Genomic DNA, 16,621 nt, shown 5'->3' with positions numbered 1-16,621 from the left:
GATACCCCTCTTCAGACGGTGAGTTCGACGAGCGTGGCGTTGGCCGTGCCACCGCCCTCGCACATGGTCTGCAGGCCGTAACGGATGCCCCGGTCGCGCATGTGGTGGACCATGCGGGTCATCAGGACGGCGCCGGACCCGCCCAGCGGGTGACCCAGAGCGATCGCTCCCCCGAGGGGGTTGAGCAGTTCCGGGTCGGCGCCGGTCTCGGCGAGCCAGGCGAGCGGGATCGGCGCGAAGGCCTCGTTCACCTCGAAGACGCCGACCTCGGACAGGGCGACGCCCGCCTTGGCCAGCACCCGCTCCGTCGCCGGGATCGGGCCGGTCAGCATCAGCACCGGGTCGGCACCGACCACCGCTCCCGAGCGGTAGCGCACGATCGGTGTGAGCCCCAACTCCCGTGCCCTTTCGGGTGTCGTGACGAGGAGGGCGGCCGCACCGTCGGAGATCTGCGAGGCGTTGCCCGCGTGGATCACGCCGTCGTCGAGGAAGGCGGGCTTGAGACCGGCGAGCTTCTCGACCGTGGTCCCGCGCCGTATGCCTTCGTCGGCCGCCACCTCGCCCACCGGGACGATCTGTGTGTCGAAGGCGCCGTTGTCCTGCGCGGCGGCGGCACGTTCATGGGAGAGGGCCGCGAACGCGTCCAACTCGGTGCGCGTGAAGCCCCACTTCTGTGCGATCTTCTCGGCGGAGACGCCCTGGTTGAAGGAGAACCCGTGGTAGCGGGCGAGGACTCGGGGCCCGTACGGCATCCCGGTGGCCCGCGCCGAGCCGAGCGGCACTCGGCTCATGACCTCGACCCCGCCGGCCACGACGACGTCCTGCTGGCCGGACATGACGGCCTGGGCGGCGAAGTCGAGGGCCTGCTGGCTCGATCCGCAGGCCCGGTTCACGGTCGTGCCGGGAATGGTCTCGGGCCAGCCGGCGGCGAGGACGGCGTAGCGGCCGATGTTGCTGGACTGGTCGCCGACCTGGGAGACGCAGCCCCAGACGACGTCGTCGACGACCGCAGGGTCGATGCCGGTGCGTTCGGCGAGGGCGTCGAGGACGATCGCGGAGAGGTCCGCCGCGTGTGTCTCGGACAGACCCCCGTCGCGTTTGCCGACGGGTGTGCGGACGGCCTCGACGATCACTGCTTCGCGCATGATGGGTCCTTGGGAGGGGGCTGTCGGTACCAGCGGCCGGTGAAACGCGGTTCTCGCTTTTCGGCGAAGGCCGCATACGCCTCGGTGATGTCCGTCGAGGCGAAGTTCACCGCCTGGGCGCGTGCCTCACCGGCGAGGGCCTCGCGAAGCGTGCGGTCGGATCCCTCGTTCAGCAGTGCCTTGGTCTGCGCGAGGGCGAGCGGAGGTCCGGCCGCCAGCCGGTCGGCCAGGTCGGCGACGTACGTGTCGATCTCCTCGGCCGGCACCACCCAGGTCACGAGGTTCAGCGAGCGCGCCTCCTCGGCGTCGATCATCTCGGCCAGCAGAGCGAGTCGCTTCGCCTGTTGGAGGCCGGCGAGCTTGGGCAGCAGCCAGGATCCGCCCGCGTCCGGGGAGAGTCCGCGGCGCGTGAAGATCTGCGAGAACCGGCTGTGCGGGGTGGCCACGACCAGGTCGCACCCCAGGGCCAGATTCCAGCCCGCGCCGACCGCCACCCCGGTCACCTTGGCGACCGTCGGGACCGGCAACTCGTGCAGCAGCAGGGTGACGTCGTTGATGTCCCGCACCTTGTCCAGGGGGTGTCGACTGTCGGCGCCGGCACGGGTGAGGTCGGCGCCGGAGCAGAAGGCTCCCCCGGCGCCGGTCAGGACCAGCGCTCGTACGCTCTTGTCGCGCGAGGCCTCGGTGAGCGCGTGGCGCAGGGCCGCCCACAACTCCGGGTCGACGGCGTTCTTGCGGTGCGGCCGGTTCAGGGTCAGGGTCCGTACGCCGCCGCTGTCGCCGGACAGCAGTACGGGCTGGTGGGTCACCTCTCGCCCCGCAGTTCCGCGATCTCCTCGGTGGTGAGGCCGAGTTCGCCGAGAACCTTGTCGGTGTGTTCGCCGAGGTCGGGTACGGCGCCCATCGGGGGGTCGTAGCCGGAGATGACCGGAGGTGGCAGGAGCGCCGGGACCGGTCCGGCGGGTGTGTCGATGCGGCGCCAGCGGTCGCGGGCCGCGAGGTGCGGGTGGGCGAGAACGTCGTTCGGTGTGTTGTAGCGGGCGTTCCCGATGCCCGCGTCGTCGGCGCGCCGCTGGACGTACGCCAGGTCGTGCCTGGCGCACCACTCCCCGATCGCGGTGTCCAGCAGTTCCCGGTGCTCGACCCGGCCGGGGTTGGTCCGCAGGCGCTCGTCGTCCGCGAGGTCGGTGCGGTCGAGCAACTCCCTCGCCAGGCGCTGCCATTCACGGTCGTTGGTGGTGCCGAGGACGACCGTGTGGCCGTCGGCGGTGGCGTAGGCGCCGTAGGGGGCGACGGCGGGTGAGCTCATGCCGATGGGCTGGGGCTCCAGGCCCGAGTGCCGGGTGTAGGTCAGGGGGTAGCCCATGAGCTCGGTCATGGTGTCGAACAGGCTCACCGCGACCGAACGTCCGCGGTCGCCCGCGTAGAGCAGCGACACGATGGACAAGGCGGTGTAGAGGCCGGTGGCGGTGTCGGCGATGGGCGGTCCGGGTTTGGCCGGTGCCCCCGGGTGGCCGGTGACGGCGCAGACGCCGGACTCGGCCTGGACAAGGAGGTCGTAGGCGCGTTTGTGGGAGAGCGGGCCGCCCGGACCGTAGCCGTCGATCTCCACGGCGATCAGGTCGGGGTGACGAGCCGTCAAGTCCTCTGGTGCCAGGCCGAGTTTGGCCGTCGTGCCCGGGGCGAGGTTGGAGACGAGGACGTCGGCACGGTCGAGCAGGCGGTGCAGGACCGCCATCCCCGCCCTGGACTTGAGGTCGAGGGCGACCGACTCCTTGCCGCGGTTCGCCCAGACGAAGTGGGCGGCCAGGCCGTTGACCACGTCGTCGATGTGCCGGGCGGAGTCGCCGCCGTCCGGGTTCTCCACCTTGATGACCCGGGCTCCGAAGTCGCTCAGGATCCGGGTGCACATGGGGGCGGAGACGGCTTGCTCCAGCGCCACGACCGTGACTCCGGACAGGGGTCCGTCGCGCATCAGATCACCAGACCGCCGTCGACCGGCAGCACTTGGCCCGTGACGAAGGAGGCAGCGTCCGAGGCGAGGAAGACGAACGCTCCGGCGACCTCCTCGGGTTCGGCCCAGCGGCCGAGCGGGATGCGGGCGAGCATGGCGGCGGCGAACTTCTCGTTGGTGCGGATGGTCTCGGTCATCGGGGTGGCGGCCAGGGGTGCCAGGGCGTTGACCTTGATCTGCCGGCGGGCGAGTTCCCTGGCGAGGGACTTGGTCATGCCGATGATCGCGGCCTTGGCCGCGGAGTAGTCGACCTGGCCGAGGGTGCCGGTCAGGCCGGCCGAGGAGGTGACGTTGATGATGCGTCCGCTGCCGTCGGTGGGCAGGTGGGGCAGGGCGGCCTGGGAGCAGGTGAAGGTGCCCAGGACATGGATGTCGAGCAGTCGGCGGAAGGAGTCCTCGTCGAGGTCCGGGAACATGGCCGGCGCGGTCACGCCGGCGTTGTTCACGAGGACGTGCAGGCTCCCGTCGGCGAGTGCGGCGGCCCGGGATGCCGCGGCCTCGGCGGCGCTCCGGTCCCGTACGTCGAGGGCGGCGCTGTCCGCCGTACCGCCGGCCGCGGTGATCTTTCCGGCGACCGTGGCCGCGGCCGTCCCGTCCACGTCGGTGACGAGGACGGCCGCTCCGGCCCGGGCCAGGGCGTGGGCCACGGCGGCACCGATGCCGCCCGCGGCCCCGGTGACCAGCGCCGAGCGACCGGTCAGGTCGAACAGCCCGTTCTCGTACGCCATTACTTGCTCGCCGCTGCGACGGCCGCGCGCGCCCGCTGGCGGAAGGCCTCCAACTTGTCGACGGGTTCCGTGACCTGGCGGCTGCGCGGCCGGATGCTGACGTCGTGGCCGGCGGCCGCCCTGCGCAGGCCGCCGACCGTGGCCTGCTCGCGCGGGATGTGCGAGAACGGGTCGAAGGAGTACCAGCGCATGGCGTTCTCATGGGTGATCTTCACGATGTCCGCATCCGGCACATCGAATTCTTCGAGCACTCCATGGAGCTGCTCGGGCGCGTCCGGCCACAGCGAGTCGCTGTGCGGGTAGTCGCCCTCCCAGCAGATGTTGTCGATGCCGATGTCGTGCCGCAGCTTCACGCCCAGCTTGTCGGTGATGAAGCAGGTCAGGAAGTGCTCGCGGAAGACCTCGGAGGGCAGCTTCCCGCCGAAGTCCTGCAGGGTCCAGGCGGCGTGCATCTCGAAGGTGCGGTCGACACGCTCCAGGAAGTAGGGGATCCAGCCCGTTCCACCCTCCGAGAGGGCGATTTTCAGGTCGGGGAAGTCCTTCAGGGTGCGCGACCACAACAGGTCGGCCGCGGCCTGGACGAGGTTGATCGGCTGGAGCGTGATCATCACGTCCGGCGGCGAGTCGACGGACGGGATGGCGAGGCGGCCCGAGGAGCCGATGTGCACCGACAGGACGGTGTCGGTGTCGCAGGCGGCCTGCCAGACCGGGTTCCAGTACGGGTCGTGGAAGCTCGGGTAGCCCAGGGCGGCGGGGTTCTCCGGGAAGGTCATCGAGTGGCAGCCCTTGGCAGCGACCCGCCGTATCTCGTCGGCGCACAGCTCGGCGGACCAGATCGCGGGCAGCGCCATCGGGATGAAGCGGCCCGGGTAGGAGCCGCACCACTCGTCGATGTGCCAGTCGTTGTACGCCCGCACCAGCGCGAGCGAGAAGTCGGAGTCCTCGGTGGCGAACATCCGCGCCGAGAACCCCGGGAAGGAGGGGAAGTTCATCTGCGCGAGCACCCCGCCCGCGTTCATGTCCTTGATCCGCTCGTGGACGTCGTAGCAGCCGGGCCGGATCTCGTCCAGGCCCTGCGGGTCGAGGCCGTACTCCTCCTTGGGCCGGCCCGCGACGGCGTTGAGAGCGGCGTTTCCGACGCTGTTGTCGCGGAAGTGCCAGCGGTCGCTGCCGTCCTCGCGGTGGACGAGTTTGGGCGCGTCGTCCAGGTACTTCTTCGGCAGGTGGTGCACGAAGAGGTCCGGCGGCTCGATGATGTGGTCGTCGACGCTGATGAGGATCAGATCGTCCTTGTTCATGCGAGGTACCTTTCGCTGGTCAAGCCGGTGGGGGTGGCGGCGGTCAGTCGGAGGCCGGGAGGGGTTTGGCGGCCTTGACGGTCATGGGGACGCCGTCGCAGGCGAGCTCGCCGGCTCCGGGGCTGGTGCACAGCAGCTCGAGGGTGCCGTCCGCGTCGACGTAGCGCTTTCCGAGGAGGGTGATCGGCTCGGCGTCCGTGGCGGGGGCGGGTCGTGCCGTGGCGGCGGGCACGAGCGGGGCGCCGCCGCAGGTCAGGGCCGGCTTCCGGTCGGCGGGGGCGCGGACGACGACCACGCGGGTGGTGCACACCGTGCTGGCGAGCTGGTCACCGGGGCGCAGCGTCGGTGCTGGTGAGGTCATGGTTCAGGTCCCTTTCCAACAGGCGGTCGGCGAGCACGGCGAGGTCGTGGGACTGGCGGGCCATCCAGAACCGCAGGAAGCCGGTGAGCGAGTAGCGCAGGAACAGCGCCGCGCCGACGACCGTCGCGGCGATGCCGCCGAGGCCGAGGGCCAGGGCGTCGCGCTGGTCCAGGGGGTTCTGGGTGTTGTGCGTGAGGAAGTAGGCCGAGATCGCGAGGGCCAGCCCTACGGCCATCAGGGTGCCGCCGAGGCGGAGCCAGAGGCCGGCCCGGGCGGCCGCCGGGTCCGGGATCTTGAGGTCGGCGAGTTCGCGGACGAAGCGGTCCGCCCGGGAGTCCGTGCGTGGATCGCGGGAGTCTGGAAGCGGCTCTGTGGGTGTCATGCGGAGCTCCCCAGGTAGAGGGCGGACAGTTCGTCGCGCAGCCCGCCGTCGGGGCGGCCCTGGCGTTCGATGCGGCCGCGTACGAGCACGGCGGCGTGGTCGGCGATGCCGAGGACGGCGGCCGCGAACTGCTCGACGACCAGGACCGCGACGCCCTGCCGGGCGATCTCGGCGACCTGCTCGTAGAGCCGGGAGACGACCAACGGGGCCAGTCCCATGGACAGTTCGTCGAGGAGCAGTACGGCGGGGTCGGTGGCCAGGCCCCGGGCTAGGGCGAGCATCTGCTGCTCGCCTCCGGAGAGTGTGCCTGCCGCCTGGTTCGCCCGATGGCCGAGGACCGGGAAGCGCGCAAAGGCGACCTCCTCGATCTGCTCGCGGGAGCGGCCCGTGAACGTCATCATCAGGAGGTTGTCGCGGACCGAGAGGTTGGGGAACACACCCCGGCCCTCGGGGATCAGGCAGACCCCGGCCCGGGCGAGGTCGCGGGGGTCCGCGCCGGTCATGTCCCGGCCGCCGAAGAGGAGTTGGCCCGACTGCGCCGGGTGGACGCCGGCCGCCACATGCAACGCGGTCGTCTTCCCTGCGCCGTTCGGGCCGAGCAGCGCGACGACCTGCCCGGCGCCGACGCTCAGGTCGACGCCGTGCAGGACGGTGATGCCCTCATGGGCGGCGCGGATGGCGCGCAGTTCGAGCAGAGCGTTCACACGTCCCCCAAGTAGGCCGCCAGCACCGTCTCGTCGTTGCGGATCACCTCGGGCGGTCCTACGGCGATGACCTTGCCGAGGTCGAGCACGTACACCTCGTCGCACACGCCCATCACCAGCCCCATGTCGTGCTCGACCAGGACGACGGCGGTGCCGCCCTCGGCGAGCGAGCGCAGCAGCGCAGCGAACCGCTCGGTCTCCTCGCCGTCCTGGCCGGCGGCCGGCTCGTCCAGGAGCAGGAGCTGCGGCCGTACGGCCATGGCGCGGCCGACCTCGACGAGGCGGGCGACGCCGGTGGGCAGGTTGTCGGCGCAGGTCTCGGCGATGCCGGTGAGGCCGAGCCGGTCGAGCAGACCGTCGGCCACCCGTGCCGCCTGACGCCGCTCGGGGCCGAGTTCCGCGGCGACGAGGAGGTTGTCGCGGACGGTCAACCGGCCGAAGAGTTCGAGGCGTTGGAAGGTGCGGGCCAGTCCGTGCCGGCAACGCCGGGCCGGGCCCAGGCGGGTGACGTCGCGGCCGTCGAGAACGACCTTTCCGGACTGGGGCCGGCGCAGTCCGGACACGACGTCGAACAGGGTGCTCTTGCCTGCCCCGTTGGGCCCGATGAGCCCGGTGACACTGCCCCGGTCGGCGCTCATGCCGACGCCGTCCAGGGCTCGGTTGCCGCCGAAGGCGACGGTCACTCCGCTAACGTCCAGCAGTGGCACGGGCCAGCACCTCCCCGTCCTGCGGGCGCCAGGGACGTCGTACGCCCCACCACTCGACCGGCACGTCCGGTTCGGTCTTCGGGGCCTGGCGTGCGGCGGCCCAGGAGCGCAGGGCGATCGCCACCACCAGTGAACCGACCAGGAACGTCCAGCCGTTGATCGCGTCGGTCAGCCGCAGCACCCAGCCCAGCGCCAGGGCCCCCAGCAGCGCGGGCAGGGCGATCAGGTCACGGCCGAGGGGCTCCCACTCGCGGCGGAAGCGGGCGACGATGCCCTCGGGGCTGTGGCCCAGGCCCATTCCGGCCAGGGCCGGCAGCACGGTGACGATGTTCTGCGTCCAGGAGGCCACGCCGATCAGGACGTTCGGACCGAGGAAGGCGGTCCCCGCGAACAGACCGTTGCCGACCGCGCCCAGGCCGCCGATCACGGCGACCAGGAAGATCGGCAGCCCGGCGACGAGGTTGAACTGCTCGGCCGTTATGGAGCGTTGTTGCATGCCGTAGAGGGCGCCGCCGAGTCCGGCGATGCCGGCCGACAGCGCGAACACGGCCACCTTGGTCAGCAGGAGGTTGCCGCCGAGCGTCGCGTACGCGGCCTCGCTGTCCCTCAGTGCGATCAGACGCCGCCCGAATCCGCTCCGCCGCAGCCAGGCGATCGCGAGGGAGGCGAGGCCGAGGCAGACGGCGGCCACGACCGTCAACTCGGCGGCGGAGTCCAGCCGGAGGCCGAAGAGGTCCGGTCCGCTCATGTCGACCGAGCCCTGGTCGAAGAGGGAGATGCGCGCGACGAACAGGTGGAAGGAGGGCAGGGTGAAGATCCATCGGTCCAGGATCACCGCGAACGCGGCTGTCCCCAGGGCGAGATACACCCCGGAGAACCGCAGCGCGGGCACCGCGATCAGCGCGCCGGCCGCTCCGGACACGGCGATGGCGGCGGCCAGCGCCCACAACCCCCCGTGTGCTCCGAGGTGTCCCCAGGTGACGGCGCCGATGCCGGCCATGCTCAGCTGACACAGGGAGATCTGACCGGCGTACCCGGCGAGGGGGACGTAGGAGAGAGCGACGGTCCCGAGGGAGAAGATCGGTCCGTACGTGGCGAGTTGGGCTTCGTCGAGCACGGTCGCCAGGACGATCCCGAACGCGACGGTCGACGCGGCGAAGACGAGCGTGCCGCGCAGGCTGGGCGCCGGGACCTGGACCAGGCGTCGGTCACGATGGCGCAGGCCCGGGTGGCGGAACAGCAGAAGAGCCAGGAAGAGAAGCAGGGCGGGGGCGGCCAGGCGCAGGCCGGGCAGGTACTCGTTCTGCGGGAGGTAGCCGGTGAGGTAGCTCTCCAGGCAGCCGACGACGACCGCGCCGGCGAAGGTGAGGGGCAGGCTGCGGAGCCTGCCGAAGACCGCTGCCGTGTAGGCGCTGACGATCAGGAGCGACAGCTGGGAGGCGTCGAGGGCGACGGTGGGGGCGATCAATATGCCGCCGATCGCGGCGAGTTGGGTGCCGAGGATCCAGGCCACGCGGCTGGCACGGATCGGGTCGGCGCCGGTGAGCCGGACGAGGGCGCGGTCGTCGACGGTGGCGCGCATCTCGGCGCCGGTGCGGGTCCGGTTGAGCAGGAACCACAGGCCGGCGGCGACCGCGACGGCGACGGTCATGGTGAGGGCCTGGTGCCAGGTGAGGGTGGCCGGGCCGAGGTGAAAGGGCTTCTCGTCGGCGAAGAACACCGACAGCGGACGCGGGACATTGGGGTCCCAGATCCAGCGGGCGGCGGCGATGGCGCCGCTGAGCAGCGCCACCGTCATCACCAGCCGCTCGGCCTCGCCGAGGCGTTGCACGGGCCGCATCAGGACCCGTTCGACGGCGAGGCCGAAGGCGGGGGCGAGGACGAGGAGGACCAGCGCCAGGGCCACCGGGACCGGCCAGCCCCAGCCGACGGTGAACTGCCAGTAGCAGAACGCCGCCAGCATGCCCGCCGCCCCGTGCGCGAAGTTGAACACACCGGTGGTGACATAGGTGAGCACCAGTCCGCTGCCGATCACCGCGTAGATGGCGGCGGTGCTCAGGCCGACGATCCCGAAGGTCAGGAACTGCTCCATCTACTTCACATCACTCAGACTCTTGCCGACATCGGCGAGGGTGAGGGGCTTTCCGTAGGTGCCCTTGAACTTGTAGGTGGGCGCGTTGCAGCTGTAGGCGCCGTCGTTGGGCTTGAAGTCGGCGGGCTGCCAGCCCTTGGACGTGGCCTTCTCGATGTTGAAGCACGTGAGCGGGGCGTCCGCCCGGGACAGGTCGACGGGGGCGATCAGGCCGCCGCCGGTCCACGCGGTCTCCTTGCGGGCCGCGTCGTAGAGGCATGTGCGGGTCAGGGCGTCGCCGCAGGACGAGGCCGCCTTGGCGAACAGGAGCCAGGACGCGAAGCCGCGGACACCCGGCAGGGTCGGTTGCGCGTTCGGCGCGTACTTCTTGAAGAGCTGGACCAGTTGCTCGGTCGCCGGGTTGCCGGCGGCCTTCTCCAGCGGGTAAACGCCGCTGAGGTCGGCGAAGTTGTTCTGGTGGTCGAGGGACTTCCCGGCGAGCTGGAGGAAGGCCGGACCGTAGGCGTTGTTGTTGGCGTCGATCCAGTCCAGCTTGTAGTTCATGCCGGTGAGGACCTGTTCCAGCTTGGACAGGCTCGCGAAGTCCCCAAGGAATATGAGGCCCTTGACGCCCTTGCTCTTGATGGCCTGGGCGTACGGCGTCCAGTCCGAGACCCCGGCGGCCGGGTAGAGGTCGTGGTACGTGATCTTCGCTCCGGCCGCCTCGAGGCTCTCCTGTTCGCGGGCGTCGATGACCTTGCTGACGGCGGCGTCGCCGGCGATGGTGCCGACGGCCGAGGCCGACTTGGGGTAGGCGGTCTTGACCAGCCACTGGTAGTAGCCGGCGTAGCGGTCGTAGGAGGCGCCGCCGGTCGCGTTGAGCTGGAGGTCGGAGCCCTGGTTCTGGATCTGGCTGACCTGGGCGGGGAAGTCGGGCAGCAGACACTTGAGCCGGTCCTGCACACCCAGCGCGTCCAGGGCCGCGCCGCCGCCGACGAGCGCGAAGTCCTGCTTGCAGGCCTCCAGCATCCGCTGGCGGACCTCCATCAGCTTGGAGTCGCGGACGGTGGCCACGAGTTTGCGGCCGTTGATGCCGCCGGCCGCGTTGCACCAGGACGTGAACACCTTGGCCGTGTCGCCGAATTCGGGGTTCTTGGTGAAGCCGACGTCCGAGAAGACGCCGACGTCGATGGTCTTCGCGGTGACGCCCTGGGCGGGCGCGCTCTTCGCGTCCCCCGGACCGCACACCTTCTTCAGGTCGCCGAAATCGCCCGAAGTGGCCTGCTGGGCGGCCTTGGTGGGGGTCGCGTCGCCGTCGCTCGAATCGCCGGCGCTGTCGTGGCCGCCGCACCCGGCGACGGCGAGCAGTGCGGCCGCCGCCAGGGCGGAGGGGATTGCCTTGACTCTCACGGGGTTCCTCCTCGGTGGTGTCCCCGAACTGCTGCGTACCGGCCGTCAACCGACCGGCACGGCGAAGGTCTTGAGCTCGAGGAACTCCTCCAGCCCCGCCACACCCATCTCCCGGCCGATGCCGGACTGTTTGAATCCGCCGAACGGGGCGTCGGCCGCGAAGAAGTTGCCCCCGTTGATGCTGAAGGTGCCGCTGCGGACGCGGCGGGCCACCGCGGTCGCCCGCTCGTCGTCGGCGCCGATCACCGCGCCGGAGAGCCCGTACACCGAGTCGTTGGCGATCCGGACGGCGTCGTCCTCGTCGTCGTAGGCGATGACGGCGAGCACCGGGCCGAAGACCTCCTCCTGGGCGATCTCGGCGCGCGGGTCGACGCCGGCGAGCAGCGTCGGCTCGTAGAAGAAGCCCTCGCGCTCGGCGGGCCGGCCGCCGGTGACCAGGCGGGCGCCCGCGGCGACGGCGCGCTCGACCATGGCGTGCACCTTGGAACGCTGCTTCTCGCTGATGAGCGGGCCCATGTTGGTCGCGGGGTCGGCCGGGTCGCCGTACTTGACCTTGCCGAGCATGGCGGCGACCAGGCCGACCATCTCGTCGTGCTTGTCACGCGGGACGAGGAGTCGTGAGGTGAGGGCGCAGCCCTGGCCGGCGTGGGAGCAGATGGTGAACGCGGCGAGGACCGCGGCGTTGGTGAGGTCGGCGTCGTCCAGGACGATCATCGCGGACTTGCCGCCGAGTTCGAGGAAGACCCGCTTCAGGGAGGCCGAGGCGGCCGCCATGATGGCCTTGCCGACCGGCGTCGAGCCGGTGAAGGTGATCATGTCGATGTCCGGGTGGGTGGTCAGCAGCTCGCCGGTCTCGGGGCCCGAGGAGGTGAGAACGTTGACCACGCCCGCGGGAATGTCGGTCTCCTCGGCGATGATCCGGCCCAGCGCGAGGGTGGTCCACGGGGTGTCGGGGGCGCCTTTGAGTACGACGGCGCAGCCGGCGGCGAGCGAGGGGGCAAGCTTGGCGAGGGCCAGCTGGTTGGGGAAGTTGTAGGGCAGGATCGCCGCGACGACTCCGCCGGCCTCCTTCTCCACCCAGCGCCGGTGCCGGCGTCCCCGGCTCTCGGCGACACCGAGCTCTTCGCGGAACTCGTAGCGTTCGAGCAGGTCGGCGTAGTACTTGACCATCTCGATGGGCTCGTCGAGTTGCGCCCCGTGGGTGAGGGAGCGGGGCGCGCCCACCTCGGCGATGGTCAACTCCCGTAGTTCCTCGCGGTGTTCGTGCAGGGCGTCGTAGAGCTGGCGCAGGCAACGCAGCCGCAGATCACGGTCGCGCATCCAGTCGGTCGTGTCGAACGCCCGGCGCGCAGCCGCGACGGCCGCCTCGACATGGCCGGCCTCCGCGTCGGATGCCGTCCCCAGCACCTTCCCGGTGGACGGATCGACGGTCTCGAAGCTGCGTCCCGCAGACACGAGTTCCCCGTCGATCAACAGCCGGTCCTCATGGAAAAGACTCACGGCTCCCCATCTCTGGTGGGTGTCACAGGGCCTGCTTGCCACGGTCCTGTCTGCGGTGGAAAGTAGCTTCTCGCTAGATGAGAAGCAACCTGTCGTGCAGGAGAATTAGGCATTCACACGAGAGTGGGAGGAATCATGCCCGGTCAACGCAGGGGAACCGCGATCGCCATGACCGAGGAGGAGCGGGACGACTTTCTGCGCACACAGCCCGTCTGCCGCGTCGCCACCGTCGGCCCAGGCGGGCATCCGCACGCCGGCGCGCTCTGGTTCGTCTGGGACGGAGGCGCCCTCTGGCTCAACTCGCTCACCCGCAGCCAGCGTTGGACCGATCTCGGCCGCGACCCACGGCTCAGCGTGCTGGTCGACGACGGCGGCTTCGAGTTCCTGCGACTGCGCGGTGTCGAGCTGATGGGCACTGCGGAGGTGGTCGGGGAGGTGCCCCGCAAGGGTGCGGCGGTGACCGAACTCGCCGGACCGGAGGCCCTCTTCGCGGACAAGTACATGGGCGGCGGGGAGTTCCGGTACGACGGCCGGCACGCCTGGCTCCGGCTGCACCCGGAGAAGATCGTCAGCTGGGACTTCGGCAAGCTGCGCGCATGACGGTTGACGCCGCTACAGCAGAGGTGAAAATCTGACACTCAATATTGAGAATTTCATTCTCACCGCCTGCCGAGGGAGTCCGCATGCCGCCTCGCCTGCCTCCGCTGCCGGACGACCAGTGGGACGACCGGGCCCGAGAGGTCCTCGCCCCGCTGCTCCCCCGGCGCATGCGCAACGCCGAAGCGGCGGGCAACCTGCTGTCGACGCTGGTCCGCCATCCCGAGCTGACCGGGGCCTTCCTCCCCTACAGCACCTACGTCCTGGATCGTTCCACGCTCCCGCCCCGGCTGCGCGAGCTGGTCATCCTGCGCGTGGCCAAGCGGCGCGACTGCGCCTACGAGTGGACCCATCACGTCTATGCCGCCCAGCATCTCGGTCTCAGCGAGGCCGAGATCGAGGCGGCCGGGCAGGGCAAGGCGGCCGATCCGTTGGAGAGCGCGGTTCTCGCGGCCGTCGACGAGCTCGAGGAGGGCTCCGACATCTCCGACGGCACCTGGGCCGCGCTCGCCGAACACCTCGACGAACGCCAGCTGATGGACCTGGTGTTCGCGGTGGGGTCGTACGCCCTGATGGCCATGGCCTTCAACGCCTTCGGCATCCAGCCCGAACCCGACGCGCGCGAGCGTGCGGAGAAGAGGAGGGCCCATGGCCGCTGACCTCGCCACCGACGACCTCGTGGAGATCCAGCAACTCCTGGCCCGCTACGCGGTGACCATCACCCGTGGCGACATCGACGGGCTGCTCGCGGTCTTCACCCCCGACGGCACCTACAGCGCCTTCGGCGACACCTATCCCCTGGCCGACTTCCCGGCGCTGGTCGCGGCCGCCCCCAAGGGGCTGTTCCTCACCGGTACGCCCCTGGTCGAGCTGTCCGGCGACACGGCGACCGGCACCCAGCCGCTCTGCTTCGTCGACCACGCCACGCACGACATGCGCATCGGCTACTACAACGACACCTACCTCCGCACGGCCGACGGCTGGCGGCTGCGGACCCGGGCGATGACCTTCATCCGCCGCAGCGGCGCACACGACTCGGGACGGCCGCACGCCTTCGAGCGACCGGCCGTATGAGCGCCTTCACGACGGTCGAGGAGTTCCGTACCGCCGTGCGGGACTGGCTCGACACACACGACCTCGTCCCCGGCCCCGACCGGTCGCTCGACGCACAGGTCGCCCAACTGGGGCGAGTGCGCGGGGCGTTGTTCGACGCGGGCTGGATGCGCTACGGCTGGCCGGAGCAGGTGGGCGGGCTCGCCGGCCCCGCCGTGTTCCGTGCGGTGCTCGGCGAGGAGGTCGCCACCCGCGGCCTCGCCGAACCCGGCATCTACTCGATGGTCGAGGTCCTCACCCCGACCCTGATCTCGTACGCCCGTCCCGAACTGGCCGCCGAAATGGTCCCGTTGCTGCTGAGCGGCCGGGAACAGTGGTGTCAGGGCTTCTCCGAACCGGGCTCGGGCAGCGACCTGGCCTCCCTCACCACCAAGGCCGTCCGGCACGGCGACACCTGGGTGGTCAACGGGCAGAAGGTCTGGACGAGCCTCGCCCAGTTCGCTGCCCGCTGCGTCCTGCTGACCCGCACCGCACCCGGCCACGACGGCATCACCGCGTTCTTCGTCGACATGGACACCCCCGGCATCACCGTCCGCCCGCTGCGCACGATGCACGGCGTGGACGAGTTCGCCGAGGTCTTCTTCGACGACGTGATCGTCCCCGCCGACCGGATGCTCGGCCGCCCCGGCGACGGCTGGCGACTCGCGATGGACCTGCTCCCGCACGAGCGCTCCACCTGCTTCTGGCACCGCGTCGCCCACCTCTACACCCGCCTCGACCGCCTGCTCGCCCAGACCGACGTCCCGGACGACGCGGCCCTGGGCGCCGCCTACCTCGCCCTGCACACCGTCCGCTGCCGCTCGTACGCCACACAGCGCCGGCTGGGCGAAGGCGCCCGACTCGGCCCGGAGACCTCGGTCGACAAGGTGCTGCTCGCGACCGCCGAGCAACAACTCTTCGAGACCGTACGGGACTTGCTGCCCGGTGTGCTGGAGCTGGACGACTCGCCGTGGCGCTCGGAGTACCTGTACTCACGGGCGGCCACCCTGTACGGCGGCACCGCCGAGATCCAGCGCAACATCGTCGCCCGCCGGCTCCTCGAACTCGGGAGGGAGTGACCATGGACACCGCCGAGGTGGAACTCCTGTCGCAGACGCTGCGCAAGACGATGACGACCACGGCTTCAGGGCCCGCGCTGGACGCGGCACTCGTGGAGCTGGGCTGGTCCGAGCTGCTGGCCGAGTTTCCCGATGTGGCGCTGCCGACCGTGTTCCGCCTGCTGGGCGAGACGGGGGCGCATGCGTCGGTGCTCGTCGACGTCGTGGACACGATGACCCTGCCGTATGCGGGCGGCAGGTGGGTGGAGTGGGAACGCGGTTCCACCGTGGTGAGCACGGGGCTCGACGAGGAGCTGCCGCTGCGCCCGGTGCCCACGGGAGAGCCGGTACCGCTCGATGTCGGCCGCCGGGCCGTCGGGTGGTGGCTGGTCGGTACCGGGCGGGCCATGCTGACGCTGGCACGGGCGCACGTCCTGGACCGCGTCCAGTTCGGCCGCCCGCTCGCTTCCTTCCAGGCCGTACGGCACCGGCTCGCGGAGACCCTCGTGGCGCTGGAGGGCGCCGAGGCGACCCTCGCGGTCGCCGACGATCCCCTCGGCTCGCTGCTGGCCAAGGCGGCGGCCGGTCAGGCGGCGCTGACGGCGGCCCGCCACTGCCAGCAGGTGCTCGGCGGGATCGGCTTCACCGCCGAGCACCCACTGCACCGGCATGTCCGCCGGGCCCTCGTCCTGGACGGACTGCTGGGCAGCGCGCGGGAGTTGACCCGGGAGGCCGGGGCACTGCTGCGCACGAAGGGCTCGGTGCCCCGGCTGGTTCAGCTGTGAATCAGGTGCTCCCGCGACTCACCAGGGCAGACGGCCGTTGACGTCGAAGTAGCCACCGGTCGGCCCGTCGGGACCGATCTGCGCCATGCGGACGATGATCTCGGCGCCCTCCTCGACGGTCTGTGTGCCTGTGTTGCCGTTGAGGTCCGTCTTGGTGAAGCCGGGCTCGACGGAGTTGATCCGCATGTTCGGGAACGCCTTCGCGAACTGCACGGTGAGCATGTTCACCGCCGTCTTGGACGTCGGGTAGGCGATGCCCGGATAGAAGTGCGCGGGGTGGTCCGGGTCGGAGAGACTGGTCAGGGAGGCCAGGCCGCTGCTGACATTGACCACGACCGGGGCCGCCGAGCGCTGCAGCAGCGGCAGGAAGGCGTGGGTGACGCGGACGACACCGAAGACGTTCGTCTCGAAGGTGTTCCGCATCTGGTCGGCGGTCACGGTCTCGGCGGTGGGAACGCCGTTGTCCTCGGTCCGGGTCTCGATGCCGGCGTTGTTGATCAGGACGTCGAGTCCGCCGTCGGCCTCGACGGTCTTCGCGGCCGCGTCGACCGTGGCGTCGTCGGTGACGTCCAGGAGCACGAACCGCGCGCCCAGCCGCTCGGCGGCCCGGCGTCCGCGTTCTGCGTCGCGGGCCCCGATGTAGACGGTGTGACCTGCGGCGATGAGTCGGCGGGCGGTCTCGTGGCCGATGCCCTTGTTCGCTCCGGTGATGAGTGTTGTCGTCATGTCGTCCAGGTTCCGGCGCGGCGACGCGGTCAGCCAGAAGACC

General features: G+C 70.8%; 18 protein-coding genes. 5 read left to right on the top strand and 13 right to left on the bottom strand.

The annotated features are described in order from the left end of the window. Positions 1–11: 11 nt before the first annotated feature. From ACWC09_RS27175 to ACWC09_RS27120, 12 genes are read right to left on the bottom strand one after another with little or no spacing between them, the layout of a single operon-like run. Complete coding sequence (locus ACWC09_RS27175) at positions 12–1,145, bottom strand: thiolase family protein (protein ID WP_450853329.1); 1,134 nt, start codon at positions 1,143–1,145, stop codon at positions 12–14. Continuing rightward, on the bottom strand, positions 1,130–1,954 hold the full coding sequence (locus tag ACWC09_RS27170) for an enoyl-CoA hydratase/isomerase family protein (protein ID WP_450853327.1): 825 nt from the start codon (positions 1,952–1,954) through the stop codon (positions 1,130–1,132). The genes ACWC09_RS27175 and ACWC09_RS27170 overlap by 16 nt, the downstream gene beginning before the upstream one ends. Beyond that, on the bottom strand, positions 1,951–3,120 hold the full coding sequence (locus ACWC09_RS27165) for a CaiB/BaiF CoA transferase family protein (RefSeq protein ID WP_450853325.1): 1,170 nt from the start codon (positions 3,118–3,120) through the stop codon (positions 1,951–1,953). Before ACWC09_RS27165 ends, ACWC09_RS27170 begins: the two co-directional genes overlap by 4 nt. Beyond that, positions 3,120–3,887, bottom strand: coding sequence for an SDR family NAD(P)-dependent oxidoreductase (locus ACWC09_RS27160; RefSeq protein WP_450853324.1), 768 nt, complete (start codon positions 3,885–3,887; stop codon positions 3,120–3,122). The genes ACWC09_RS27165 and ACWC09_RS27160 overlap by 1 nt, the downstream gene beginning before the upstream one ends. Then, positions 3,887–5,185: an amidohydrolase family protein gene (locus tag ACWC09_RS27155; RefSeq protein ID WP_450853323.1), complete on the bottom strand. Its 1,299-nt coding sequence runs from the start codon at positions 5,183–5,185 to the stop codon at positions 3,887–3,889. Before ACWC09_RS27155 ends, ACWC09_RS27160 begins: the two co-directional genes overlap by 1 nt. Before the next feature lie 43 nt (positions 5,186–5,228). Next, a complete protein-coding gene (locus tag ACWC09_RS27150; protein ID WP_450853321.1) occupies positions 5,229–5,546 on the bottom strand; it encodes a hypothetical protein in 318 nt (105 codons plus the stop codon). Then, entirely contained in the window at positions 5,512–5,928 is a 417-nt protein-coding gene (locus ACWC09_RS27145; RefSeq protein WP_450853319.1) for a hypothetical protein, read from the bottom strand. The genes ACWC09_RS27150 and ACWC09_RS27145 overlap by 35 nt, the downstream gene beginning before the upstream one ends. Next, on the bottom strand, positions 5,925–6,632 hold the full coding sequence (locus ACWC09_RS27140) for an ABC transporter ATP-binding protein (protein ID WP_450853317.1): 708 nt from the start codon (positions 6,630–6,632) through the stop codon (positions 5,925–5,927). Before ACWC09_RS27140 ends, ACWC09_RS27145 begins: the two co-directional genes overlap by 4 nt. Next, complete coding sequence (locus tag ACWC09_RS27135; protein WP_450853315.1) at positions 6,629–7,339, bottom strand: ABC transporter ATP-binding protein; 711 nt, start codon at positions 7,337–7,339, stop codon at positions 6,629–6,631. The genes ACWC09_RS27140 and ACWC09_RS27135 overlap by 4 nt, the downstream gene beginning before the upstream one ends. Then, positions 7,320–9,431, bottom strand: a complete 2,112-nt coding sequence (locus tag ACWC09_RS27130; RefSeq protein WP_450853313.1) for a branched-chain amino acid ABC transporter permease — start codon at positions 9,429–9,431, stop codon at positions 7,320–7,322. The genes ACWC09_RS27135 and ACWC09_RS27130 overlap by 20 nt, the downstream gene beginning before the upstream one ends. Then, positions 9,432–10,820 (bottom strand): ABC transporter substrate-binding protein, encoded by a 1,389-nt coding sequence (locus tag ACWC09_RS27125; RefSeq protein ID WP_450853311.1) that lies wholly within the window; start codon positions 10,818–10,820, stop codon positions 9,432–9,434. A gap of 45 nt (positions 10,821–10,865) precedes the next feature. After that, positions 10,866–12,320, bottom strand: coding sequence for an aldehyde dehydrogenase family protein (locus ACWC09_RS27120; RefSeq protein ID WP_450853309.1), 1,455 nt, complete (start codon positions 12,318–12,320; stop codon positions 10,866–10,868). 135 nt (positions 12,321–12,455) lie between these two features. Between ACWC09_RS27120 and ACWC09_RS27115 the strand changes: the two genes are divergently transcribed. From ACWC09_RS27115 to ACWC09_RS27095, 5 genes are all read left to right on the top strand, one after another. After that, the gene (locus ACWC09_RS27115; protein ID WP_450853307.1) at positions 12,456–12,920 is read left to right on the top strand and encodes a pyridoxamine 5'-phosphate oxidase family protein; all 465 of its coding nucleotides are present in this window, start codon (positions 12,456–12,458) and stop codon (positions 12,918–12,920) included. Positions 12,921–13,003: 83 nt separating this feature from the next. Continuing rightward, complete coding sequence (locus ACWC09_RS27110) at positions 13,004–13,576, top strand: carboxymuconolactone decarboxylase family protein (protein ID WP_450853305.1); 573 nt, start codon at positions 13,004–13,006, stop codon at positions 13,574–13,576. Next, a complete protein-coding gene (locus ACWC09_RS27105) occupies positions 13,566–13,991 on the top strand; it encodes a nuclear transport factor 2 family protein (RefSeq protein ID WP_450853303.1) in 426 nt (141 codons plus the stop codon). The genes ACWC09_RS27110 and ACWC09_RS27105 overlap by 11 nt, the downstream gene beginning before the upstream one ends. Continuing rightward, positions 13,988–15,088 carry an acyl-CoA dehydrogenase family protein gene (locus ACWC09_RS27100; protein ID WP_450853301.1) on the top strand — a complete coding sequence of 367 codons (1,101 nt, stop codon included), beginning with the start codon at positions 13,988–13,990 and terminating at the stop codon, positions 15,086–15,088. The genes ACWC09_RS27105 and ACWC09_RS27100 overlap by 4 nt, the downstream gene beginning before the upstream one ends. A 2-nt stretch (positions 15,089–15,090) precedes the next feature. After that, positions 15,091–15,852, top strand: coding sequence for an acyl-CoA dehydrogenase family protein (locus tag ACWC09_RS27095; protein ID WP_450853299.1), 762 nt, complete (start codon positions 15,091–15,093; stop codon positions 15,850–15,852). Between the two features lie 18 nt (positions 15,853–15,870). Here ACWC09_RS27095 and ACWC09_RS27090 read toward each other — a convergent pair whose 3' ends face one another. Beyond that, positions 15,871–16,578 carry an SDR family oxidoreductase gene (locus tag ACWC09_RS27090; protein WP_450853297.1) on the bottom strand — a complete coding sequence of 236 codons (708 nt, stop codon included), beginning with the start codon at positions 16,576–16,578 and terminating at the stop codon, positions 15,871–15,873. Positions 16,579–16,621: the final 43 nt, after the last annotated feature.

It is taken from the genome of Streptomyces sp. NPDC001617 (assembly GCF_053596855.1).
This window is presented reverse-complemented; position numbering and strand designations above follow the sequence as displayed.